Consider the following 20,410-nt stretch of genomic DNA (forward strand, 5'->3'; position numbering starts at 1 on the left):
GGCATGGGGCGCCAGATGAGCAAGCGGGTGCGCGCCTCCCAGTCCCAGCCCGAACCCGCGCGATCCAATCGGTCGCGCCCGGTATCCGAGCTGCTGCCCAGCGCGGGCGGCGCGGCATTCCGCCGTTTCGGCTTCATCCAGTCGGCGATCGTGACGCGCTGGCCCGAGATCGTCGGCGAGAAGCTGGCGGCGGCGAGCGCGCCCGAATCGATCAAGTTTCCCGTCGGCAAGAAGCAGGACGGCACGCTGACGCTGATGGTGCGCAGCGCGCATGGCGTGATGATCCAGCATGTCGTGCCCGAGATCATCGAGCGGGTGAATCTGTTTTTCGGCTATTCCGCCGTCGCAAAGGTCGCGATCCGCCAGGGCGAGCTGGCGCCCCGCGCCAGGCCGCAGCCCGCGCCGACGCTCCGCCCGGTGCCGGTGGAGCTTGGCCAGAGCCTCAAGACCATCGAAGATCCCGAGCTCAAGGCCGTGCTGGAGGCGCTTGCCGCCAGCGTCGGCGCCTCCAGTGGACTGCCCATCGTCAAATGAAGAAACTGCTCGCCCTCGCCGCCATCGCGCTCGCCGCGCCGCTGACCGCCGCCACGCAGAGGCCGTGGACCGCCACAGCCGCGCTCGCGCCCTCGGGCAGCTATGTGATCGGCAATCCCAAGGCCAAGGTGAAGCTGATCGAATATGTCAGCTACACCTGCCCGCATTGCGCGCATTTCTCGCGCGATTCGGCGCCGGTGCTGAAGGACAAGATGATCGCCTCGGGCTCGACCAGCCTGGAGGTGCGCAGCTCGGTGCACGATCGCTACGATCTGGTCGCCGCCACGCTCGCGCGCTGCTCCGGCCCGGCGCTGTTCCCCAAAATGCACGACCTCTTGTTCGCGCGGCAGGACCAGTGGCTGAAGCAGGCCGTGACCTTTGACCAGGCGCAGGGGCAGGCGCCCGCCGGCACGAGTCAGTCGCAGATGATGCGCAAGCTGGCCGATGGCGCCGGGCTGACCGCGATCGCCAAGGCGGCCGGCATGAGCGACGCCGCGATCGCCGCCTGCTTCGCCAAGGAGGCGAACGTGGCAAGCACGCTGAAGGTCGCGCAATCGATTCAGGGCAAGATCAGCGGCACGCCGGCTTTCGAACTGAACGGCACGCTGATCGAGAACACCGGCTGGGCCGAGCTGGAACCAAAGCTGCGCGCCGCCGGCGCCAAGTGATCGTAGTACGGAGTTAACAGCATGAACCTGCGTCTCGCCGCCTCCACCCCGCTTCTTGCCTGCGCGCTGGCGATGCTTGCCGCGTGCGGCGACGGCGGTAGCACCAACACTGCGGCGCCCAATTCGATCGCCGCCGCGCCGGCACCGGCCGGGCAGGATTGGACGCAGGTCGTTTCCAAGACGGCCGACGGCGGCTATCTGATGGGCAATCCCAATGCGCCGCTGAAGCTCGTCGAATATGGCTCGCGCACCTGCCCGACCTGCGGCAATTTCGGCCGCACCGCGACGCAGCCGCTGGAAGAGAATTACATCAAGACCGGCAAGGTCTCGTTCGAATTCCGCGACTTCCTGGTGCACGCGCCCGACCTTGGCGTCGCGACGCTGGGTCGCTGCGTCGGCGAGGCGCCGTTCTTCCCCGTCCTGCACCAGATGTTCGTCGATCAGGATCAGTTCCTGCAGAAGCTGGAAAGCGTGCCGGCCGATTTCCAGCAGCGGCTGCAGGGCATGAGCCCGGCGCAGCAGGCAACCGCCTGGGTCGAACATCTCGGCTATATCGATTTCATGAAGCAGCGCGGGCTGACCGAGGCGCAGGCGCGCCAGTGCCTGTCCGACGGCTCGCGAATCGAGGAACTGGCGAAGATCTCCGAGGTCGCGATGCGCGACAAGGACGTGACCGGTACGCCGACCTTTATCCTGAACGGCGAGAAGCTCGATGCGGCGAGCTGGCCGCAGGTGGAGCAGGCGCTGAAGGCCGCCGGCGCCTGATGCCGTCAACGGCGCCCCGCCGGTCGTGCGGGGCGCTGACCGATGCTTCGGTTAGATCGCGGCCCAGGCGGCGATCTCTTCCGGGTGCCGCTGCGTCACCGCCAGATCGTGCGCGGTGCCTTGCGCCAGATCGATCGTCACCGTGCCGGTCCATTCCACCGTCGCATTGCCGCTGAGCGTCACCATGCCCGCTTCGCTCGCGGAGGCGCGCACCAGCCCGCCACGATTGCGCACCGTCACCGTCCGGTCGAACGGCAGGCGCCCGGTGAGCCCCGCCACGAACGTCGCCGCGCCCATCGCGCTGCCGCAGGCGTTGGTCAGCCCGACGCCGCGCTCGAACGTGCGCACGTAGAGCGTATCGGCATCTCGAAGCTCGACAAAGGATACGTTGGCGCGATTGGGCAGCCACGCGGGCGCGCCCTCGCAGATCTCGCCGATCCGCACGAGCTCGGCCTCGTCCACCCGATCGACGAAGGCGATCAGATGCGGATTGGGCATCGCGACCGCGGTGAAGCGCAGGTCGGGCGACAGCCGCGCGATCACCGCCTCGCGGATTTCGTCGCCCTCGCCATCCAGCGGCCAGGCGCGCACGTCGAGGCTGGCGGGGCCGGCGGTCTCGCGCACGGTATAGACGCCGGCTGCGAGATCAGCGTCGCGCGCCACATCGGCATGGCTCGTCTTCAGCCGTACGTGCGCTGACGGCTGGCCGGTCGCCTCAAGGCCCGCACGCGCGATGCAGCGCAGGCCGTTGAGGCAGGTTTCCGGCTCGGAGCCATCGGCATTGAAGATCCGCATGCCGAACGCCGCCTCTGCGTCCGCGCCGGTCAGCAGCAGGATACCATCGCCGCCGACCGGCCCGGCCCGATCGGTCAGCGCGCGCGCGACCTGTGCCCAGTCGGCGTCGTCCAGCGCCAGATCGCGCGCGTCGATCAGGGCGAAATCATTGCCGGAGCCGTGACATTTGGTGATGGAAAGCCGCATGGTCGCCGCTTATCCGCGCAAGCCGCGGCGGCCGCAAGCCTGCGCGCTCGCGGGCGCGGCTCAGGCGATCCGGTAATGGTCGGCCAGCCGATCGAGCGCCATGGTCAGCACCAGCCGCCCCGATCGCGCCGGCCAGCCCAGCGCCTTTTCGGCCACCGGCAGCCCCTCGCCCGCACACACCACCCGCCACAATACATCGTTCAGCCCGCGTCCGACCGCCGCGACGGCGGCGTCGAAGCGGCGCTTGGCGGCGAGATGCGCGGCGGTCGGCTCCAGCGCCTGCCCCGCCCCGCCATCGACGCGCGCCGACCAGCGCATCGTCACCGTCGGGCCGATCGCCGCGCGCTCGTAATCGGCGCGCAGCTGCTCGCCCGCGGCAAGCTGTCGCGCCGTCAGCAACCCGCGCGCGCCGAGCCACGACAGCGGCGATTCGGCCAGGTTCACCGTGACCCGGCGACCGGGACCGCTCGGCTTGCCCGCGAGAAGATGGCCATTTGCGTCGATCGCGCGCTCTGCCAGCATCCGCATCTATGTTCTCCTTCTGTTCGACGTTGGCGCGATGACACAGAAGGCGGCGTGTAGGACAGCGGCTTAGCGGCGGCCGTATCGTAGCCGCAGCCAGGCGCCGAACGCCCACCACGACAGCGCCCAGAGCGCGCCCGCGCTCCACCCTGCCAGCACGTCACTGGGCCAATGCACGCCAAGGTACACGCGGCTCGCGCCGATCAGCAGCACCAGCGCGATCGTCGCGCCGAACAGGTACGCGCGCGCCGCGCGGCTCGGCACGATCTGCATCACCGTCAGCGCGATGGTGAGATAGACGATGGCGCTGTTGCCGGCATGGCCGCTGGGGAAACTGGCCGAACTCACCTCGACCAGATGATCCACCAGCGCCGGCCGATCGCGCCCGACCAGGATCTTGCCGACGTGGATCAGCGCCGATCCGGTGACGGTGCCGCCGAATACCAGCGCCGCGGTGAGAAGATGCCGGCTCGCCAGCAGAAAGCCGACCGCCAGGATGGTAACAAGCGTCAGCACCGTGCCGCCGCCCAGCGCAGTGAAATCGATCATCGCCGTCTGCACGGCGGGCGGGCCGATCGGCCGCGACAGATCGCCCGCGGTGCGCAGCGCCAGCATGATCGTCTGGTCGAAATGGAATTGCGCGCCCCGCGCGATCGTCCCGCCCAGCAGCGCCAGGATCAGCACCGCCCCGGCGAGCGCCGCCAGCGCGATAAAGGCGTAAGGCGGGTGGCGGACGCCCTCGGGCGCACTCTGATCGGGGGTGGGCTGCTGGGCGGCAAGGGGAGTTTCAGGCAACATCTCCGGGTCTGTAGCAGCGACGCTGCGCACCCGTCGCCCCCCGGTCCGGTCAAAGGCGGAATATGCCGCATGGATGGTTGGAGCCCGCTTGAACTTTGTACGCAACCACGTACATCTGAGGCATGCAATCGATCAGCATTTCCGAAGCGCGCGCCAACATGAAGGCGCTGGTGGACCGTGTCGTCGCCGACAAGGCCCCGGTCGCGATCACGCGTCAAAAGGGCGAAGGCGCGGTGCTGATCTCCGAAAGCGAATGGGCGTCGATCGAGGAAACGCTTTATCTGCTGCAATCGCCGGCGAACGCACGCGAATTGCTGGCGAGTATCGCCGAGCTCGACGCGGGCAAGGGCAGCGAGCGCGACCTGATCGAGCCGTGAGGCTGATGTTCTCCGACCGGGCCTGGCAGCAGTATCTGCACTGGCAAGGCGACGACCGCCGCGGGCTGGAGCGCGTCAACGCGCTGATCAAGGAATGCCAGCGCGATCCGTTTCGCGGCACGGGCAAGCCCGAACCGCTCGGCGGCAACCTGACGGGCTGGTGGTCCCGCCGCATCAACCGCGAACACCGCCTCGTGTACCGCGTGACCGGCCGCGGCGACGCGCAGACGCTGGAGATCGCGCAGTGCCGCTATCATTATTGACGCCGACGCCGGATCGCTGCTGAAGGCGCGACCCGGCGCTTTCGACGTCCAAACGGACCGTGGCGTGTCACTCGATATAGATGCCCACGACCTTCCAGCCGCCATCCTCGCGGTTCAGCGACACCGTTTCGGTCGCACCGCGCTTGTTCGCGAAGTCGGTGCGGAATTGCACCGTGCGGTAGCCGTTGGGCGGCGCGGGCGTGTCGACGTCGCTGATCAGCGTTCGTGAGACCACGCGGCCGAGCGGCACGCGCGCCTGCTGCGATGCCGCCTGCCAATTGGCGACCGTATTTGCGGCGCGGAAGGATGCCGCCGTCCCCTCCCAGCTTCGCTGCCAGTCGGACGCGTCGACCAGCGCCAGCCAATCGCGCGCTGCCTTGCTGACCACGCTTTCGGCGGGCGCGGGTGAAGCGGCGGTGGTTGGCTCGGCAGGCACCTGATTGGGCGTCGAGACAGCGAGCAATGCGGCGATGAGCGAGAACATGGCGATACCTCCTATCGCCCAGCCGGTGAAACGCGACGATCGCGGCGCTGGCGGGGCATGGCCGCTGTCGTCGGGGCCGGCCGGCACGCTGGCATCCCGCAACGGCCTGTCCCCAAGCATTTCGGGGGCCGCGCCCTCCGCATCGTGCAGCAGCCGCGCGGCCTCCTTGCTGCTCGACACCGACAATTTGCGCCGCGCGTCACGCAGCCGCTCGTTGATCGTGTGGACCGACAGGTCGAAGTGGCGCGCCATCGACTTGGCGTCATGGCCGACGAGAAGCAGGCGCAGCGTCTCCTTCTCCTTTTCCGTCAACGCCTCCACGCCCGACACGATAACTCCCCGTCTGAATCGCCCGTCAGACTAGCGTTCGGCGTGCCCGACGTGACCCCCAAAATGGTTGTACCCGCGGCCGACAAGCCGCGGGTACAGGAGAGCTTCAGCGGTGAGACGCCGACTTAGTCGTGCTCGCGGTCACCGGCGCCCATGTAGAGCTCGCGGCCGGTTTCCTCATAGACGCCGCTCATCTTCGCCATGCCGGCTTCCGCCTCAGCGGTGGCGAGAAAGCCTTCGCTGCCCTGGTTCTGCAGCCGGGCGAAGTCGCGCACTTCCTGCGTGATCTTCATCGAGCAGAACTTCGGGCCGCACATCGAGCAGAAGTGCGCGGTCTTGGCGCCTTCCGCGGGCAGCGTCTGGTCGTGGTACTTTTCCGCGGTGTCCGGATCGAGGCTGAGGTTGAACTGATCGCGCCAGCGGAATTCGAAGCGGGCACGCGACAGCGCATCGTCGCGCATCTTGGCCGCGGGGTGCCCCTTGGCGAGATCGGCGGCGTGGGCGGCGAGCTTGTAGGTGACGACGCCGACCTTCACGTCATCGCGATCCGGAAGCCCGAGATGCTCCTTGGGCGTGACGTAGCAGAGCATCGCCGTGCCGTACCAACCGATCATCGCCGCGCCGATGCCGCTGGTGATGTGGTCGTAGCCCGGTGCGATGTCGGTGGTGAGCGGCCCGAGCGTGTAGAAGGGTGCCTCGCCGCACGCTTCCAGCTGCTTGTCCATATTCTCCTTGATCTTGTGCATCGGCACGTGGCCGGGGCCCTCGATCATCACCTGAACGTCCTGCGCCCAGGCGCGGTGGGTCAGTTCGCCCAGCGTGTAGAGTTCGGCGAACTGCGCCTCGTCATTGGCGTCGGCGATCGAACCGGGGCGCAGGCCGTCGCCGAGCGAATAGGCGATGTCATACGCCTTCATGATCTCGGTGATTTCGTCGAACCGCTCGTAGAGGAAGCTCTCCTTGTGGTGCGCAAGGCACCATTTCGCCATGATCGAGCCGCCACGGCTGACGATGCCGGTGACGCGCTTGGCGGTGAGCGGCACGTAGGGCAGGCGGACGCCGGCGTGGATGGTGAAATAGTCGACGCCCTGCTCGGCCTGCTCGATCAGCGTGTCGCGGAAGATCTCCCACGTCAGGTCCTCGGCGATGCCGCCGACCTTCTCCAGCGCCTGGTAGATCGGCACGGTGCCGATCGGCACGGGCGAGTTGCGGATGATCCATTCGCGCGTGTCGTGGATGTTGCGGCCGGTGCTGAGGTCCATCACCGTGTCCGCGCCCCAGCGGATCGCCCAGACGAGCTTGTCGACTTCGGTGGCGACGTTCGACGCGACGGCGGAATTGCCGATGTTGGCGTTGATCTTGACCAGGAAGTTGCGGCCGATCGCCATCGGCTCGGATTCGGGGTGGTTGATGTTGTTGGGGATGATCGCGCGGCCGCGGGCGACTTCGTCACGGACGAACTCGGGTGTCACGTAATCGGGGATCGCGGCGCCAAAGCTTTCGCCATCGCGGGCGTATTCGCGCAGCATCTCGCGGCCGAGGTTCTCGCGCGTGGCGACATATTCCATCTCGGGCGTGATGATGCCGCGGCGGGCGTAGTGCATCTGGCTGACGTTCTGCCCCGGCTTCGCGCGCAGCGGGCGCTTGACGACATTGGGGAACGGCTGCACCCCGCCGGAGCGGTCGGGGCCGAGCTGGCCATTATCCTCCGGGCGAAGCTCGCGCGCGTCATACGCCTCGACGTCGCCGCGGGCCATGATCCAGTCGCGGCGCAGCGGGGCGAGGCCGGCGTTGATGTCGATGCGGACGTTCGGGTCGCTGTACGGCCCCGACGTGTCATAGACGTTGAGCGGGGGCTCGCCGCAGCCCGGCTCCAGATCGATCGCGCGCATCGCGACCTTGAGCGGGCCAACGTGGATCTTGCGGCTGCCGCGGATCGGGCCGGTGGTGACGCCGATGGCGCCGCGCGTTGCTTCGATGGGGGAATCTACGTCGGCCATGTCAGTCACTCTCCAATAGCCGAAGAGCGAAAGACGGATTGCCGGTGGTGGCGCGCCGCTCCCTCCCTCCGCCGGTGTCAACCGGATCAGGTTCAGCGGGTCGGGGGCTCGTGCCCCCCTCTCAACCGCCGACAGCGGTCCCCCGGGGATATGGCCGTTCTACGCCGTTCGCGGCGCGCGGTAAACCCGCGCCGCGCGTCAGCTGGCGGCGCTGGTCTTCAGGTCGCCGTTCAGCCCGGCCGGGAAGAAGCCGCCGGCGGACACCGACGCCTTGTTCACGTAGAGCACGTTCAGCGCCGTGGTGGTCGCGCGGCTGAAGGTGACGCCGTTGGCGTCGGCGGGCGAGATGTTCGCCGCGCCGTTCACCACGACGCCCTGGTCCTGATCGCTCGCGCCATCCAGCGCGTCACGCGCGTCGCTGAAGCGGGTGGCGCGGGCGCGCAGGTCGGCATCGGCATAGATCGCGGTGCGGATCAGCCCGGCGTGATAGCTTTGCGCGCCGAGCAGGCCGAAGAAGCCGGTGCGTGTCGTGCCGATGTTGATGAACGGCTGCAGCCCCTTGTACGCGGTGACGATCACGTCCTGCAGGAAAAACGCGCCGAGCAGGAAATTGCCCTGGTTGGCATAGGGGTTGAACGTCTCGCCCAGCGCGGTGGAGAAGGGGGTCGCCGAGATGTCGATGGCAGGCTGCGCCACCGCTTCCACCGTGACGATGCCGCGCAGATAGGCGATGCGCCGCTGCGCCTCCGCCGCAATCTCGCGCGAACAGGCGGCCAGAAAGGCGTCGCTGAACGATACGGCCGCGCCGCCGGTCACCGCGCCCGCCGCGCCCGTGCCGGTCAGCAGATCGGCCGGCACGCCCGCGCCCGTGAGCGCGTAGCTGAAATATTGCGCCTGCAGATATTCCATCTGCAACGCGAAGTTCACCGTGCCGCGATCGGCATTGCTGGTGGAGGTGGAGGTCGGCGTCGGCGTGGGGGTCGGCGTCGGGGTAGGATCGGGATCATTATCGTCGTTGCCACCGCAGGCGGACAGCAGCGCGAGGCCGCCGGCCGCGATCGAGGCGCCGCCGGCAAGCTGAAGGAAACGGCGGCGCTCGGCGTGCCGCGCGTCGGCGGCATCGTGCGTCGGGGTGATGGTGTCGTGCTCGGTCATGGGAACGTCCTGAAAACGGATAAAGCGGGCGAGGGGGGCAGCGCCTCAGCTCGTCGCGGTCGACTTGATCGTGCCGTTCAGCCCGGCGGTGAAGAACCCGCCGCTCGTTGCCGTGCCGCCGTTCAGATACAGGATGTTGAGCACCTGCTGCGGCGTGCGGCTGATCGCGGTGCCGCTGGCGGTGAGCGGCGCGACGTTCGCGACCGCGGCGCCGGCCGCATTGGTGCCCGGCCGCACACCCTGGTCGAGATCCGCGGCCGCGCCGTCCAGCGTGTCGCGCGCATTGGAGATCGCCTCGCTCGCCTCGATCAGCGACGGCGTGGCGAGACCGCGACGATACAGCAGGCCGCGCAACGCGGCGGCATGATGCGCCTCGGTCGACATCAGGCCGGCGACCGGCTCCAGGAAGGAACGCGTGGTGACGAGACCGAGGATGCCCTGATAGGCGGTGACGGTCACGTCCTTCAGCATGAAGGCGGCGAGGAGGAAATTGTCCTCGCTCGCATACGGATCGAAGGCCTGACCCGCGCCGACCAGCCCGGCGAGGCGCGCCAGGCTGCTGAACGCGCCGCCGGCCGCTGCGCTGAGATCGATCGCCGGCTGTGCGACCGCAAAGTTGCTGGTGAGCGACGCGCGCAGGAACTTGACGTGCGCCAGCCCGTCGGCCGCCATCTCCTTGGCGATCGAGGCGAAAATCGCATCGGCAAAGGTGACGGCGCGTGCGCCCGATGCCGCGCCCGCCGTGCCGCTGCCCGAAATATCCGCCGCGGCCAGCGCGGTGCCGCCCGTCGCCACGGCGAAGAAGTTCGCCTGGAGATATTCGATGTTCAGGATGAAGTTCAGCGCGTCCACCTCGGTCGCGGCGCTTTGCGCGGCGGCGGGCTGCGCCGTCAGCGCCAGCGCCCCTGCCCCGACCGCTGCGGCGCCCAGCGCATTGGCGAAGAAGGCGCGGCGGTCGGCACGCGCGGGGCCGCGCGCCTCCGGCGTCTCGATCAACGTTTCCGTCTGCGACATCGCGGCTTCCTTCTTTCTTTCACACGCACGAAGGCGGATTGGCCTTGCCGCCCGTGCCTAACTCGGTTCGCTGTCGGGTTCCTGAACGGATCGACAGAAACGCGCTAGCGCGAAACGCCGGCAAGGGGAATGTGGTGGTTGCCGGTCATGCGCCGCGCGTGCGCTCAGGCATCGGCCCAGCGGCGCAGCAGATTGTGGTACACGCCGGTCAGCCGGATCACCGCCGGATCGTCCTGCCCCCGGTCCGCCGCCACCGACTGGATGCTGCGATCCAGCTCGAACAGGATGCGCCGGTCGGCGTCGCTGCGCACCATGGATTGCAGCCAGAAGAACGATGCGACGCGGCACCCGCGCGTGACGGGCGTGACGCGGTGGAGGCTGGACGAGGGATAGACCACCGCATGGCCGGCGGGCAGCTTCACCTGCTGCTGCCCGAACAGATCCTCGATCACCAGCTCGCCGCCGTCGTAGCTCGCCGGATCGGCGAGGAAGAGCGTGCACGACAGGTCGGATCGGATGCGGAAATCGCTGCCGCGCTGAATGCGGATGGCATTGTCGACATGCGTGCCGAACGCCTGCCCCGCGCCGTAACGGTTGAACAAGGGCGGAAAGACCTTGAGCGGCAGCGCGGCGGCGAAGAACAACGCCGACCGGCCGAGCGCATCGAGCACGATCCGCCCCGCGTCGCGCGCGGCGGCGCCGTCCTCGGGCAGTTGCTCGTTGCGCTTGGCCAGCGCGGACTGCTGGCCGGAGGTGACGTTGCCGTCGACCCACTCGGCCGCATCGATGATGCCGCGTAGCCGGGCAAGCTCGGCCGCGTCGAGCACATCGGGAATGGCGATCAGCATGCGCGATTGTCCGGGAAAGGCATGACCTGCGATGGAACGCAGGCCGCTATCCTGTCAACCTTGTTGCGAGTGACTATCAACTTTGCGTCGTTGGCTGATGTCGAGCAACCAGGTGCGCAGCGCGCTGGCGAGATTGGGCGGTTCGGCGGCCAGGATGCGCACGGCATCGATCTCTGCGACCAGCGCGGACAGAGGCAGGCCGTGCGCAACCGCGGCCTGCTCCAGCGCCGTCCAGAACAGCGGCTCCAGGCTGATCGAGGTGGGATGCCCGGCGATGGTGATCGAGCGTTTCACCGGCCCGGCAAAGCCGCCGGGCGGCGGGGCGATGCGCGCGGTCATGTCGCCGATCGATCGAGGTGCCGCCGCTTCATGTGCCGTGTTGTGGCAAGCGCGGCTGAGCGGCGCAAGCCGGTGCCGCGCCGCCCACGCCGTGCCGGCCTATTCGAGGTCGGATTCGCTCACCACGATCGGGTTCGCATCCGAATTGCGGCTGAGCGCGGACAGCGCCGCCTCCGTCACCTGATCGATGAAGCGATTGAACATGTCCACGCCGTCGCCATCGGGCCGGTCGCCGCTCAGCGCCTCCAGCAGGTCATATTGCACGGCGAACTCGTAATCGTCGCCGTCGACCTCGCCGGTAAACTCGACCAGCTCGGCATCGAGATTGTCGAGCACGGAACTGGGGTCGATCTCCAACTGGCTGTTCGCCATCACTGTTTCCTTCTTTCTTGGTGCATCGCCGGCCGCTCAGGCCGGCATGTGTCGCGCGAGATCGCCGATAGCGGAGCCGACGAACCTGTCGAGGGGCAGCGCGCCGCCCAGATGGACGGGTCGCTCCAGCGTCAGCACCGCATCCTTTTGCATGGCGCCGTCCAGCTGCTGCCAGGCGCGGACCGCCGCCTCCAGATTGGTGACTTCGGGCACGGCCTCGCCGGCGCGCGTGACGTCTTCGAGCGACGCGCTCATTTTCCAGTCGATCGACGTGCCGTCCGTATCACCCCAGGTCGCTTCGGCCATGTTGCACCTCTCGATTTCTGTGTGCCCCAATCGCCGGAACCCGTATCGAGGTTCCCAAGGCTCGCGATCGCCGCGCAGAAGCACGCCGCCCGCGCGATGCTGGTCCCCGCGCGAACCTTGGCTTAGGGGCGATAGGATGACGACGCAGCGCAAGGGGGTTTGGTGATGACGCGGCATCTTCCGTGGATTGCGCTGGCCTTGGTCGGCGCCGCCAGCTTCGGCGTCGTCGCCACGGTGCGCGGGGAGCCGGTCAACGCACTGTGGATCGTCGCGGCGGCCGTTTCGGTCTATCTCGTCGCGTACCGCTATTATGCGCTGTTCATCGCGCGTGCGGTGATGGGCATCGATCCCGCGCGGCCCACCCCGGCGGTGCGCCGCGCCGACGGGCTCGATTACGTCGCCACCGACCGCCGCGTCCTGTTCGGCCACCATTTCGCCGCCATCGCCGGCGCCGGCCCGCTGGTCGGCCCCGTGCTCGCCGCACAGATGGGCTATCTGCCCGGCACCTTGTGGATCCTCGCCGGCGTGGTGCTGGCGGGTGCGATACAGGATTTCATGATCCTGTTCATCTCCATGCGCCGCGACGGCAAGTCGCTGGGCGAGCTCGTCCGCATGGAAATGGGCGCGATCCCCGGCACCATCGCATTGGTCGGCGCCTTTGCGATCATGGTCATCATCCTCGCCGTGCTGGCGCTGATCGTGGTGCGCGCATTGGCGGAAAGCCCCTGGGGGCTGTTCACCGTCATCGCCACCGTGCCGCTCGCCATGCTGATGGGTGCCTATACCCGCTGGATCCGCCCCGGCGCGATCGGCGAGGTGTCGATCATCGGCTTCATCGGGCTGATCGCGGCGATCGTCTTTGGCCAGTCGGTGGCGGAAAGCGCCTTCTGGGCGCCACTCTTCACGCTGACGCCCGTGCAATTGTGCTTCGGCCTGATCGCCTACGGCGCGATTGCCTCGCTGCTGCCCGTCTGGCTGCTGCTTGCGCCGCGCGACTATCTGTCCACGTTTCTGAAGATCGGCGCGATCGCCGCGCTGGCGATCGGCATCGTCGTGCTCGCGCCGCCGCTGCGCATGCCGGCGCTGACGCAGTTTGCCTTCACCGGCACCGGCCCGGTCTGGGCGGGGCCGCTGTTCCCGTTCCTGTTCATCACCATCGCCTGCGGCGCCGTCTCCGGCTTCCACGCGCTGATTTCCAGCGGCACCACGCCCAAGCTGATCGCGAGCGAGGGCGACGCGCCGTTCATCGGTTACGGCGCGATGCTGATGGAAAGCGCGGTGGCGATCATGGCGCTGATCGCCGCGTCGATCCTCGATCCCGGCATCTATTTCGCGATGAACGCCCCCGCCGCGATCACCGGCGGAGATCCCGCTACCGCCGCCGCCGCGATCACCGCCATGGGCTTCCCCATCTCCGCCGACGCGCTCGCCACCACCGCGCGCGAGGTGGGCGAGACGACCATCGTCAGCCGCGCGGGCGGCGCGCCGACGCTGGCGGTGGCGATGGCGGAGATCTTCAGCAACGTGCTCGGCGGACCGGGGATGAAGGCCTTCTGGTACCATTTCGCCATCCTGTTCGAGGCGCTGTTCATCCTCACAGCGGTGGATGCCGGCACGCGATCGGGCCGCTTCATGCTGCAGGACCTGCTCGGCCTCGCCTCGCCGCGGTTCAAGGAAACGTCGAGCTTCCTGCCCGGCCTCGTCGCCACGCTGATCTGCGTCGCGGCCTGGGGATTCTTTCTCTACCAGGGCGTCACCGATCCGCTCGGCGGGGTGAACACGCTGTGGCCGCTGTTCGGCATCTCCAACCAGATGCTCGCCGCCGTCGCGCTGATGCTCGCGACGGTGGTGCTGTTCCGCATGAAGCGCGACCGCTTCGCCTGGGTGACGATTGTGCCCGCCGCCTGGCTGGTGCTGTGCACCGGCACCGCGGGGCTGATGAAGCTGTTCCACCCCGATCCGAAGGTCGGCTTCCTCGCGCACGCCAACGTCTTCTCCGACGCGGTCGCGCGCGGCGAATTGCTGAAGCCGGCCAAGTCGATGGCGGAAATGAGCCGCATCGTCTTCAACGACCGGATCGACGCCGCGCTCTGCGCGCTGTTCCTCGGCGTCGTCGCCGCGATCCTGGTCTATACCGTGCGCACCTGCTTCGCCGCGCGGCGCATTTCCCGCCCGAGCGTAACCGAGATCCCGCCCGCGCTGGAGCTCGCCCGATGACCCTGCTCTCGCGCCTCGCCGAAACTGCGCGGCTGATGGTCGGCATGCCGGACTACAACGCCTATTGCCGCCACGTCGCCAGCCATCATCCCGATCGAACGCCGATGACCCGCGCCGAATTCTTCCGGAACCGCCAGCAGGCCCGCTACGGCAGCGGCGGCGGGCGGTGCTGTTAGGTTTCTTCCGTTCGCCCTGAGCCGGTCACAAATCCGGGTAGCGCTCCATCAGCGCGCTGGTCACGCCATTGGTCCAGCCAAAGCCGTCCTGCGTCGGATACTCACCCCCGCCGCCGGCCTTGCGCTCCTCCACGTCGTATTTTTCTAGCATCTTGCCCGTCTCGGCATAGGCGGCCTCCACCGTGCCGAGCCAGCGTTTGGCGATCTCGCGTGCCAGCGCCGTCTCGCCGCTCCGCTCCAGCCCGGCGATCGCGACCCATTGCAGCGGCGCCCAGCCGTTGGGCGTGTCCCATTGCTGCCCGGTGCGCACTGGCGTGGTGCGTAGCCCGCCCGTTGCCAGCAGCTCGCGCCTGACCGTCGCCGCCACCGCGCGCGCCTGCTGCGGGGAGGCGGCGCCGGCGAACAGCGGAAACAGCATCGCCGCCGAGACGCGCGGCGTCGGCTTGCCCGTCACCCGGTCCCAATCGGCATAGCGCCCCTCGCGCGCCACCCAGAAATAGCGGTCCAGCGCCGCGCGCCGCTTCGCCGCCAGTGCCCGAAATTGCGCCGCTGCTTCGGAATCCCCCGCCGCCGCCGAGCGCCGCGCGATCGCCTCCTCCATCATCAGCAGGAGGCTGTTGAGGTCGACCGGCACGATGTCGGTCGTGCGGATCGAGGCGAGCCGCTGCGGATCATCAAGCCAGCGGCTGCTGTAATCCCACCCACTCTCCGCCCCGGCGCGCAAATGCCGGTACACCACCGACGCCGGCCGTTCCGGATCCTCCTTTGCGGTGATCACGTCCTCGGCATAGCTTTCGTCGCGCGGCAAGGCGCGGTCGTCCCAATACCGGTTGAGCAACGTCCCGTCGGGCATCCGCACCACCCGCGCGCACGCGCCGCTGGCATCGAGGCAATCGGCGCCCTTCATCCAATAAGCATGTTCGGTCTTCAGCGCCGCCAGCCGCCTAGCCGCCGTCGCCGGATCGACGTCCTTCGACAGGTCCAGCATCAGCGCAAAGAACGGCGGCTGCGACCGGCTGAGATAATAGGTCCGCATGCCGTTCGGAATGTGGCCGTACCGCTCGATCACGTCGGTGAAGTTCGCCAGCATCGATTCCACCAGCGGCTGCTGCCCGTCGACGGCGAGCCCCAGCATGGTGAAATAGCTGTCCCAATAATACATCTCGCGAAACCGCCCGCCCGGCACGACATAGCGGTGCGCCATCGGCAGCAGCGACGAACCTTCGACCACACGGTCGGGCTGGCGCACCAGCATCGGCCACAGATCGCGGACATGCTGGCGAAGGTCCGCCTCGCCGCGGTCGTTGATGCCGGGCACGGAGAAATTCGCCAGCACGAACGCGCGCAGCGCCTCGGGCGTCCTGGGCGCCAGCCGCCGGTAATCCGCCACGATCGCCGTCGGATCGCGCTTCGGCGTCGCATCGACGAACGTCTTGCCGTCAGGGAACAACCGCCCCGTCTGCACCGCGGCGAACAGGTCCGGGTACAGTGCGGCGGGGCTTTGTTGCGCGGTCAACGGCTCGGCCAGCAACGCAGCGACCATCAACGACACTCCCACCCACGCCTTCATCGATTGCGGCCCTCGACTACCCGACATCAAAGGACAAGCGCCCGACCGGCCCGGATGGCTCCCTTGTGGCAGCAGGAAGATCGTTTTGACGGGTGGGGCGCATACCGGGTTGTGACGCTAGAGAGCGAAAGCCGCAATCTGAGAGGAAAGCGGACCTTCGCCGAGATCAGGTAAGCATCACAACGATCACAAGAGGGACCGCGAACAAGAGCACCAACCAAGCAGCGAACCGAATGGACAGATGCCGTACTCGCCACTTCCAGAGGACTGCTGTTGATCCAAGCGCGAGGACTACGCAGATTGGGGCCAGATAGCGAATCCGTACAGCTCCATTCGGGTGGTGCGGTGTTAGCGCCAAGATCAGGACCAAGATAACCCCGGCCATTGCAGATCCAACGCTCACGTCCCGATACATGCGCCACGCGCGCTGCACTTCTGTGCCTTCGTTGGCTATCGTCTTCTGCTCGGCATGGAGCCACTCGTACCGATCAGGCTTCATGCAGAAGGTATGAGCGTATCGGTGAACGTCCGCAACTGGGCGGAACCTGTCAATCTCTCCATCGTCATCCCCGCGAAGGCGGGGATCCATAAACTCTGGACATCGCGAGAGAAGCGGGCGCTGCGTTTATGGATGCCCGCCTTCGCGGGAATGACGGACGAAGGAGGGGGCGTGAGCAAACCCTTGAGTGACGGCGGCTCCCGATAACCTCTCCCTAGCTCAGATTCGGCCGCAGCCAGCGTTCCACCTCGTCCTTCGGCCGCCCGCGCCGGGTGGCATAGTCGGCCACTTGGTCCTGCCCGATCTGCGCCACGCCGAAATAGGCCGCGTCCCGGTGTCCGAAGTAGAAGCCGGAGACCGCCGCGGTCGGCAGCATCGCCATGCTCTCGGTCAGCGTGATGCCCGCCACGTCGCCCGTTTCGTCGGCCAGCATCTCGAACAATTCGGGCTTGAGCGTATGGTCCGGGCACGCCGGATAGCCCGGCGCGGGGCGGATGCCGCGATATTGCTCGCGGATCAGCGCCTCGTTGGTCAGCTGCTCGTCGGGGGCATAGCCCCACAAGGTCGTGCGGACATGCTGGTGCAGCCGCTCGGCGAACGCCTCGGCAAAGCGATCGGCTAGCGCCTTCAGCAGAATGTCGTTGTAATCGTCGGTATCGGCCTTGAACCGCGCGAGGTGCGGATCGATGCCGTGGATCGCGACAGCGAAGCCGCCCAGCCAGTCGCCCTCCGGATCGATGAAGTCTGCAAGGCACATGTTCGCCCGCCCCTCGCGCTTTGCCACCTGCTGGCGCAGGAAGCACAAGCGCCGGCTTCCCTCGTTGCTGCGGTCGAGATCGGGCACGCGGATATGCTCGGGCACGCTGCCGCCATCGGGCGTGCGGTGATCGTCTGAATGGCGGTGCTGCACGAACACGTCGTCGCCCCCCGCTCCTTGACCCCGATGCGCCGGCCACAGCCCGACGACGCCGCGAGCGGTCAGCCACTTCTCCTCGACGATCGTGTCCAGCATCGCGAGCGCATCGGCGTAGAGCGAGCGCGCGCTCTCGCCGACGATCGCGTCGTCCAGAATCGCGGGAAAATTGCCCGCCAGCTCCCACGAGCGGAAGAACGGCGTCCAGTCGATCAGTTCGCGCAGATCGGCGAGATCCCAATCGTCGAAGCGGTGCACGCCCGGCTGGTGCGGCGCCGCGGGCTTCTGCGCCATGTCCGCGACGAACGCATTCTCGCGTGCCTTTTCCAGCGGCACGAGATTCGATCCGCCGGCATTGGCGCGCTTCACGCGCACGTCGTCATATTCCGCCTTGGTCCTCGCCACGAAATCGATCGACTGCGTGTCCGAAACCAATTGCGTGCACACGCCGACCGCGCGGCTCGCGTCCAGCACATGGACGACGGCGCCGTCATACGCCGGATCGATCTTCAGCGCGGTGTGCACCCGGCTCGTCGTCGCGCCGCCGATCAGCAGCGGCATCGTCATGCCGGCGCGCTTCATCTCCTCGGCCACCGTCACCATCTCGTCGAGCGATGGGGTGATGAGGCCGGACAGGCCGATCATGTCGGCATCATGCTCCTTCGCGGCATCGAGGATCTTGGACCACGGCACCATGACGCCAAGGTCGACGATCTCGAAGCCGTTGCACTGGAGCACCACGCCGACGATGTTCTTGCCGATGTCGTGCACGTCACCCTTCACGGTCGCGAGCACGATCTTGCCCTTGCCCTTCGCCCCCGGCTCCTTCGACGCCTCGATGTAGGGCAGCAGATGCGCCACCGCCTTTTTCATTACGCGGGCGGACTTCACCACCTGCGGCAGGAACATCTTGCCCGAACCGAACAGGTCGCCGACGACGTTCATGCCGTCCATCAGCGGGCCTTCGATCACCTCGATCGGCTTGGCCGCCTGCTGCCGCGCCTCCTCGGTATCCTCGACCACGAAGGCGTCGATGCCGCGCACCAGCGCGTGTTCCAGCCGCTTGGCCACCGGCCAGCCGCGCCATTCGAGCGCCGCCTTGTCGTCCGCCACCGCGCCCTTCTGCCCGCGGAACCGCTCGGCAATGGCGATCAGCCGCTCGGTCGGGCTCTCGTCGTCGCGGCGGGCCGGGCGGTTGAGGATCACATCCTCGCACGCCTCGCGCAGTTCGGGATCGATCTGGTCATAAACGTCGAGCTGCCCGGCGTTGACGATCGCCATGTCGAGCCCGGCAGGGATCGCATGGTAGAGGAACACCGAATGCATCGCGCGGCGCACCGGCTCGTTGCCGCGGAAGCTGAACGACAGATTGGAGAGCCCGCCCGAGAAATGGACGTGCGGGCACGCCGCCTTGATGCGCTTCACCGCATTGATGAAATCGACGCCATAATTGTTGTGCTCGTCGATCCCCGTCGCCACCGCGAACACATTGGGATCGAAGATGATGTCCTCGGGCGGGAAGCCGATGCCGGTCAGCAGCCTGTAGGCGCGCTGGCAGATCTCGACCTTGCGATCCTCGGTATCCGCCTGCCCCACCTCGTCGAACGCCATGACGACGACGGCCGCGCCATAGGCCATGCACTTGCGCGCCTCGGCGAGGAACTTGTCCTCGCCCTCCTTCATGCTGATCGAATTGACGATCGGCTTGCCCGAGACGCACTTCAGCCCGGCCTCGATCACCTCCCACTTCGAGCTGTCGATCATCACCGGCACGCGCGCGATGTCGGGCTCGGCCGCGATCCGCTTCAGAAACGTGGTCATCGCCTCGACCGCGTCGAGCAGGCCCTCGTCCATGTTGACGTCGATCACCTGCGCGCCATTCTCGACCTGGTTGAGCGCGACGGTGACGGCGGCGTCGTAATCGCCCGCCATGATCAGCTTCTTGAACGCCGCCGATCCGGTGACGTTGGTCCGCTCGCCGATATTGACGAAACTGGTGGAGGAGGTGGTGGTCATCGTTCTTCTTTCTCCCTCTCCTCGCGTGCGGGGAGAGGGTCGGGGAGAGGGGCAGTCAAAGGCGGCTTCCACTGCCCCTCTCCCGCCTTCGCTTCGCTCGGCACCCTCTCTCCTAAAGGCCCCATCAAAGTAATACTTTGATGGGTACCCCAAGCGGGGAGAGGGAGTTAGGTCACGCCGCCATGGTAAACGGCTCGAGCCCGGCGAGCCGCGTGCGCACCGCCGGCGTCGGGATCACCCGCGGTGCCAGCCCACGCACCGCCTCGGCGATCGCGCCGATATGCGCCGGCGTCGAGCCGCAGCAGCCGCCCAGCACGTTGACCTGCCCCGCGGCGGCCCATTCGCGCACCAGCCCGGCGGTGGTCGCCGGCGCCTCGTCATAGGCGCCAAGCTCGTTGGGCAGCCCGGCATTGGGATAGACCATGATCAGCGTGTCGCAGATCTCTGACAGCGTCTTCACATGCGGGCGAAGCTGCTCCGCGCCGAACGAGCAATTGAGCCCGATCGTCACCGGCTTGGCATGGCGCACGGCATGCCAGAACGCCTCCACCGTGTGGCCCGACAGGTTGCGCCCCGACAGGTCGGTCAGCGTCATCGACAGCATGATCGGCACGTCGCGCCCGAACGCAGCCGCCGCTTCGGACGCCGCCATCACGCCGGCCTTGGCGTTCAGCGTGTCGAATACCGTTTCGATCAGGATGAAGTCCGCCCCGCCCTCGATCAGCGCATCGGTCTGCTCGCGATAGACGTCTTTCAGATAATCGAAGTCGATCTCGCGAAAGCCGGGGTCGTTGACGTCGGGCGACAAGGACAAGGTCTTGTTGGTCGGTCCAATCGCACCCGCCACAAAGCGGCGGCGCCCGTCGCGTGCGGCATATTCATCCGCCACGCGCCGCGCCATCGCCGCGCTCTCGATGTTGATCTCGCGCACCAGCCCTTCCGCGCCATAATCCGCCTGGCTGATGCGATTGGCCGAGAAGGTGTTGGTCTCGGCGATGTCCGCCCCCGCCTCGAAATAGGCGCGGTGGATCGATTCGGGCACTTCCGGCTTGGTCAGCGCCAGGATGTCGTTGTTGCCCTTCTGGTCATGGCCCAGCCCCAGCGTGCCGGCATAATCCGCCTCGCTGAGCTTCCAGTTCTGGATCTCCGTCCCGAACGCGCCATCGGTGACGAGGATACGCTCGCGCGCGGCGGCGAGCAGGGCTTCGCGGGCGCCCTCGGGCGCAAGTTGGGCGTGGCTGGGCATGACGCGCAGCATATAAA

Annotated in this window: 21 protein-coding genes and 1 riboswitch; of the genes, 7 read left to right on the forward strand and 14 right to left on the reverse strand. The window is 67.6% G+C overall.

Features of this window, described 5'->3' with window-relative positions; translation table 11 throughout:
- The first annotated feature begins 15 nt into the window (after positions 1 to 15).
- From SPDO_RS08550 to SPDO_RS08560, 3 genes are read left to right on the forward strand one after another with little or no spacing between them, the layout of a single operon-like run.
- Positions 16 to 534, forward strand: coding sequence for a DUF721 domain-containing protein (locus SPDO_RS08550; RefSeq protein WP_245829322.1), 519 nt, complete (start codon positions 16 to 18; stop codon positions 532 to 534).
- Complete coding sequence (locus SPDO_RS08555; protein WP_088367086.1) at positions 531 to 1,202, forward strand: DsbA family protein; 672 nt, start codon at positions 531 to 533, stop codon at positions 1,200 to 1,202. The genes SPDO_RS08550 and SPDO_RS08555 overlap by 4 nt, the downstream gene beginning before the upstream one ends.
- Positions 1,203 to 1,223: 21 nt before the next feature.
- Positions 1,224 to 1,967, forward strand: coding sequence for a thioredoxin domain-containing protein (locus SPDO_RS08560; protein WP_088367087.1), 744 nt, complete (start codon positions 1,224 to 1,226; stop codon positions 1,965 to 1,967).
- Positions 1,968 to 2,018: 51 nt separating this feature from the next.
- Here the strand turns inward: SPDO_RS08560 and dapF are convergent, their stop codons facing one another.
- The 3 genes from dapF to SPDO_RS08575 form a co-directional block, all read right to left on the reverse strand.
- Positions 2,019 to 2,948: a diaminopimelate epimerase gene (gene dapF / locus SPDO_RS08565; protein ID WP_088367088.1), complete on the reverse strand. Its 930-nt coding sequence runs from the start codon at positions 2,946 to 2,948 to the stop codon at positions 2,019 to 2,021.
- 60 nt (positions 2,949 to 3,008) lie between these two features.
- Entirely contained in the window at positions 3,009 to 3,476 is a 468-nt protein-coding gene (locus tag SPDO_RS08570) for a DUF6456 domain-containing protein (RefSeq protein WP_088367089.1), read from the reverse strand.
- A gap of 63 nt (positions 3,477 to 3,539) precedes the next feature.
- Positions 3,540 to 4,268, reverse strand: a complete 729-nt coding sequence (locus SPDO_RS08575) for a phosphatase PAP2 family protein (protein ID WP_088367090.1) — start codon at positions 4,266 to 4,268, stop codon at positions 3,540 to 3,542.
- Positions 4,269 to 4,390: 122 nt separating this feature from the next.
- Between SPDO_RS08575 and SPDO_RS08580 the strand changes: the two genes are divergently transcribed.
- A complete protein-coding gene (locus SPDO_RS08580) occupies positions 4,391 to 4,645 on the forward strand; it encodes a type II toxin-antitoxin system Phd/YefM family antitoxin (RefSeq protein ID WP_088367091.1) in 255 nt (84 codons plus the stop codon).
- Positions 4,646 to 4,650: 5 nt separating this feature from the next.
- Positions 4,651 to 4,908, forward strand: coding sequence for a Txe/YoeB family addiction module toxin (locus SPDO_RS08585; RefSeq protein ID WP_425441950.1), 258 nt, complete (start codon positions 4,651 to 4,653; stop codon positions 4,906 to 4,908).
- Between the two features lie 67 nt (positions 4,909 to 4,975).
- Here the strand turns inward: SPDO_RS08585 and SPDO_RS08590 are convergent, their stop codons facing one another.
- The 8 genes from SPDO_RS08590 to SPDO_RS08625 all read right to left on the reverse strand — a co-directional run bounded on the left by SPDO_RS08590 (position 4,976) and on the right by SPDO_RS08625 (position 11,756).
- Positions 4,976 to 5,713 carry a helix-turn-helix domain-containing protein gene (locus SPDO_RS08590; protein WP_342746665.1) on the reverse strand — a complete coding sequence of 246 codons (738 nt, stop codon included), beginning with the start codon at positions 5,711 to 5,713 and terminating at the stop codon, positions 4,976 to 4,978.
- 134 nt (positions 5,714 to 5,847) lie between these two features.
- Complete coding sequence (thiC, locus tag SPDO_RS08595; RefSeq protein WP_088367094.1) at positions 5,848 to 7,722, reverse strand: phosphomethylpyrimidine synthase ThiC; 1,875 nt, start codon at positions 7,720 to 7,722, stop codon at positions 5,848 to 5,850.
- Positions 7,723 to 7,768: 46 nt separating this feature from the next.
- A riboswitch (TPP riboswitch) is annotated at positions 7,769 to 7,877 on the reverse strand.
- 43 nt (positions 7,878 to 7,920) lie between these two features.
- A complete protein-coding gene (locus SPDO_RS08600; protein WP_088367095.1) occupies positions 7,921 to 8,877 on the reverse strand; it encodes a ferritin-like domain-containing protein in 957 nt (318 codons plus the stop codon).
- Positions 8,878 to 8,922: 45 nt separating this feature from the next.
- Positions 8,923 to 9,891: a ferritin-like domain-containing protein gene (locus SPDO_RS08605; RefSeq protein ID WP_088367096.1), complete on the reverse strand. Its 969-nt coding sequence runs from the start codon at positions 9,889 to 9,891 to the stop codon at positions 8,923 to 8,925.
- Between the two features lie 164 nt (positions 9,892 to 10,055).
- A complete protein-coding gene (locus tag SPDO_RS08610; RefSeq protein WP_088367097.1) occupies positions 10,056 to 10,739 on the reverse strand; it encodes a Fe2+-dependent dioxygenase in 684 nt (227 codons plus the stop codon).
- Between the two features lie 54 nt (positions 10,740 to 10,793).
- Complete coding sequence (locus SPDO_RS08615; RefSeq protein WP_088367098.1) at positions 10,794 to 11,078, reverse strand: ribbon-helix-helix domain-containing protein; 285 nt, start codon at positions 11,076 to 11,078, stop codon at positions 10,794 to 10,796.
- A gap of 99 nt (positions 11,079 to 11,177) precedes the next feature.
- Positions 11,178 to 11,450 carry a hypothetical protein gene (locus SPDO_RS08620; RefSeq protein ID WP_088367099.1) on the reverse strand — a complete coding sequence of 91 codons (273 nt, stop codon included), beginning with the start codon at positions 11,448 to 11,450 and terminating at the stop codon, positions 11,178 to 11,180.
- A gap of 36 nt (positions 11,451 to 11,486) precedes the next feature.
- Complete coding sequence (locus tag SPDO_RS08625) at positions 11,487 to 11,756, reverse strand: hypothetical protein (RefSeq protein ID WP_088367100.1); 270 nt, start codon at positions 11,754 to 11,756, stop codon at positions 11,487 to 11,489.
- A 165-nt stretch (positions 11,757 to 11,921) separates the two neighbouring features.
- Between SPDO_RS08625 and SPDO_RS08630 the strand changes: the two genes are divergently transcribed.
- Together SPDO_RS08630 and SPDO_RS08635 are read left to right on the forward strand one after the other, a co-directional pair.
- On the forward strand, positions 11,922 to 13,973 hold the full coding sequence (locus SPDO_RS08630) for a carbon starvation CstA family protein (RefSeq protein WP_088367101.1): 2,052 nt from the start codon (positions 11,922 to 11,924) through the stop codon (positions 13,971 to 13,973).
- Positions 13,970 to 14,149, forward strand: coding sequence for a YbdD/YjiX family protein (locus SPDO_RS08635; protein ID WP_088367102.1), 180 nt, complete (start codon positions 13,970 to 13,972; stop codon positions 14,147 to 14,149). Before SPDO_RS08630 ends, SPDO_RS08635 begins: the two co-directional genes overlap by 4 nt.
- 25 nt (positions 14,150 to 14,174) lie before the next feature.
- Here SPDO_RS08635 and treF read toward each other — a convergent pair whose 3' ends face one another.
- From treF to SPDO_RS08655, 3 genes are all read right to left on the reverse strand, one after another.
- Positions 14,175 to 15,692: an alpha,alpha-trehalase TreF gene (gene treF, locus SPDO_RS08640; protein WP_245829324.1), complete on the reverse strand. Its 1,518-nt coding sequence runs from the start codon at positions 15,690 to 15,692 to the stop codon at positions 14,175 to 14,177.
- 740 nt (positions 15,693 to 16,432) lie between these two features.
- On the reverse strand, positions 16,433 to 19,147 hold the full coding sequence (metH, locus tag SPDO_RS08650) for a methionine synthase (protein WP_088367105.1): 2,715 nt from the start codon (positions 19,145 to 19,147) through the stop codon (positions 16,433 to 16,435).
- Between the two features lie 172 nt (positions 19,148 to 19,319).
- Positions 19,320 to 20,393 (reverse strand): homocysteine S-methyltransferase family protein, encoded by a 1,074-nt coding sequence (locus SPDO_RS08655; RefSeq protein ID WP_088367455.1) that lies wholly within the window; start codon positions 20,391 to 20,393, stop codon positions 19,320 to 19,322.
- Between the last annotated feature and the right edge of the window lie 17 nt (positions 20,394 to 20,410).

Source organism: Sphingomonas dokdonensis, assembly GCF_002197685.1.
GTDB classification, from domain to species: Bacteria; Pseudomonadota; Alphaproteobacteria; order Sphingomonadales; family Sphingomonadaceae; genus Sphingomonas; species Sphingomonas dokdonensis.

Excerpts from the sequence above, each read along its gene's own strand:
- SPDO_RS08605 (WP_088367096.1), bottom strand. The coding sequence starts at position 9,891 with ATGTCGCAGACGGAAACGTTGATCGAGACGCCGGAGGCGCGCGGCCCC.
- SPDO_RS08550 (WP_245829322.1), top strand. The coding sequence starts at position 16 with ATGAGCAAGCGGGTGCGCGCCTCCCAGTCCCAGCCCGAACCCGCGCGA.
- SPDO_RS08635 (WP_088367102.1), top strand. The coding sequence starts at position 13,970 with ATGACCCTGCTCTCGCGCCTCGCCGAAACTGCGCGGCTGATGGTCGGC.
- SPDO_RS08560 (WP_088367087.1), top strand. The coding sequence starts at position 1,224 with ATGAACCTGCGTCTCGCCGCCTCCACCCCGCTTCTTGCCTGCGCGCTG.
- SPDO_RS08575 (WP_088367090.1), bottom strand. The coding sequence starts at position 4,268 with ATGTTGCCTGAAACTCCCCTTGCCGCCCAGCAGCCCACCCCCGATCAG.
- SPDO_RS08555 (WP_088367086.1), top strand. The coding sequence starts at position 531 with ATGAAGAAACTGCTCGCCCTCGCCGCCATCGCGCTCGCCGCGCCGCTG.
- SPDO_RS08600 (WP_088367095.1), bottom strand. The coding sequence starts at position 8,877 with ATGACCGAGCACGACACCATCACCCCGACGCACGATGCCGCCGACGCG.
- SPDO_RS08570 (WP_088367089.1), bottom strand. The coding sequence starts at position 3,476 with ATGCGGATGCTGGCAGAGCGCGCGATCGACGCAAATGGCCATCTTCTC.
- thiC (WP_088367094.1), bottom strand. The coding sequence starts at position 7,722 with ATGGCCGACGTAGATTCCCCCATCGAAGCAACGCGCGGCGCCATCGGC.
- SPDO_RS08580 (WP_088367091.1), top strand. The coding sequence starts at position 4,391 with ATGCAATCGATCAGCATTTCCGAAGCGCGCGCCAACATGAAGGCGCTG.
- SPDO_RS08630 (WP_088367101.1), top strand. The coding sequence starts at position 11,922 with ATGACGCGGCATCTTCCGTGGATTGCGCTGGCCTTGGTCGGCGCCGCC.
- SPDO_RS08620 (WP_088367099.1), bottom strand. The coding sequence starts at position 11,450 with ATGGCGAACAGCCAGTTGGAGATCGACCCCAGTTCCGTGCTCGACAAT.
- treF (WP_245829324.1), bottom strand. The coding sequence starts at position 15,692 with ATGGTCGCTGCGTTGCTGGCCGAGCCGTTGACCGCGCAACAAAGCCCC.
- SPDO_RS08615 (WP_088367098.1), bottom strand. The coding sequence starts at position 11,078 with ATGACCGCGCGCATCGCCCCGCCGCCCGGCGGCTTTGCCGGGCCGGTG.
- metH (WP_088367105.1), bottom strand. The coding sequence starts at position 19,147 with ATGACCACCACCTCCTCCACCAGTTTCGTCAATATCGGCGAGCGGACC.
- dapF (WP_088367088.1), bottom strand. The coding sequence starts at position 2,948 with ATGCGGCTTTCCATCACCAAATGTCACGGCTCCGGCAATGATTTCGCC.
- SPDO_RS08585 (WP_425441950.1), top strand. The coding sequence starts at position 4,651 with ATGTTCTCCGACCGGGCCTGGCAGCAGTATCTGCACTGGCAAGGCGAC.
- SPDO_RS08625 (WP_088367100.1), bottom strand. The coding sequence starts at position 11,756 with ATGGCCGAAGCGACCTGGGGTGATACGGACGGCACGTCGATCGACTGG.
- SPDO_RS08655 (WP_088367455.1), bottom strand. The coding sequence starts at position 20,393 with ATGCCCAGCCACGCCCAACTTGCGCCCGAGGGCGCCCGCGAAGCCCTG.
- SPDO_RS08610 (WP_088367097.1), bottom strand. The coding sequence starts at position 10,739 with ATGCTGATCGCCATTCCCGATGTGCTCGACGCGGCCGAGCTTGCCCGG.